Here is a 1,580-nt window from a genome sequence, read left to right on the forward strand (position 1 = left end):
CCTATGTGCCCAACACCAGCCTTGAATACGATCCCGGCATCAACATGGACGTGTTCGCGCTGGGCCTGATCTTCCTGGGCATCTCGACGGTGGTCGGCTCGGCGAATTTCATCGTTACGCTGTTGCGCTGCCGCGCGCCGGGAATGTCCGTCAACCGGCTGCCCATCCTGGTCTGGGGCACGCTGACGGCGTCGGCGGCCAATCTGCTCGCGGTCCCGGCAGTCAGCCTTGCCTGCGCCATGCTCTGGCTCGACCGGCGCTACGGCACCCACTTCTTCGAGATGAGCGGTGGCGGACAGCCGCTGCTGTGGCAGCACCTGTTCTGGATCTTCGGCCATCCATGGGTTTACGCCCTAGTGCTGCCGGCCATGGGCATCGTGTCGGACGCGCTGCCAGTGTTCTGCCGGCGACCGCTGGTCGGCTATACGCTGGTCGCAATCTCGACCGTCGCCACGATGGTCCTCGGCTTCGGCGTGTGGGTGCATCACATGTTCGCGACCGGGCTGCCCGTGATGTCGCTGGCGTTTTTCAGCGCCGCCAGTTTCGTCATCGCGGTGCCCAGCGCAATCGGCGTTTTCGCCTGGATCGCAACCATTTGGACGGGCAAGCCGCAGTTCACGACGCCGTTCCTGTTCTTCGCTGGCTTCATCCTGCTTTTCGTCATCGGCGGCGTCTCCGGTTTCATGACCGCATCGGTTGCGCTCGACTGGCAGCTCACCGACACCTATTTCGTCGTCGCCCACCTCCATTACGTTCTGCTTGGAATCAATGTTTTCCCGGTTATCGGCGGCATCCATTATTGGTTTCCGAAGATGAGCGGCCGGATGCTGGACGAACGGCTCGGCAAATGGACCTTCTGGGTTATGTTCATCGGCTTCAACGCCGCCTTTTTCCCAATGCACATCAGCGGGTTGATGGGCATGCCGCGCCGCATCTATACTTATCCCTCGGGCATGGGCCTGGGCTGGCTGAATTTACTTTCAAGCGTTGGCGCATTCGTTTTCGCAGCGGGCGCTCTCCTTTTCCTAATCAATGTGGCCAAGAGCCTACGGGCTGGCGCGGTGGCGGGTGACAATCCCTGGGACGCGCCGACTCTCGAATGGGCGACGACCTCGCCGCCGCCGGTCTATAATTTCGCGACCATTCCGCAGATTGCTTCTCGCTATCCGCTTTGGGAGGATCGGCTCAAGGAAAGCGAGGAGCGGTCCGTTGTCGGCGACGCCGCGCCGGACGGCATGGTGCTGGATCGGGGAAAGGAAACCATCGGCGTCACCCTGCTCGATGCCGAGCCCAATGTCGTCCTGAAAATGCCGGGCGACAGCATCCTGCCGTTCCTGCTCTCGGTCGGGATGATGCTGTTGTTCTTCGGCATGTTGGCGCAGGTGATCTGGCTGATGGTGTTCGGCCTAGTCTGCGAGATCGTGATTCTAGCCGTGTGGCTCACGCCGCAACCCCACGTCGCGGAGGAAAGGGTGGAAGTCTATGAGTGACCACGCGCATGGCCAGATCCTGCCTGTCGGGGGCGCCGGGGTGGTTTCGACCGCTTGGTGGGGCATGGTTTGCCTGATCGCCACCGAGGC

The 1,580-nt window shown here is 62.0% G+C and carries 1 protein-coding gene; it reads left to right on the plus strand.

What is annotated here, in order from left to right:
* Positions 1 to 1,490: cbb3-type cytochrome c oxidase subunit I (locus EN925_RS35150; RefSeq protein ID WP_128337332.1), on the plus strand; the 1,490-nt coding region annotated here is incomplete at its 5' end.
* Between the last annotated feature and the right edge of the window lie 90 nt (positions 1,491 to 1,580).

It is taken from the genome of Mesorhizobium sp. M7A.F.Ca.US.006.04.2.1 (assembly GCF_004022915.1).
Lineage (GTDB): Bacteria > Pseudomonadota > Alphaproteobacteria > Rhizobiales > Rhizobiaceae > Mesorhizobium > Mesorhizobium ciceri.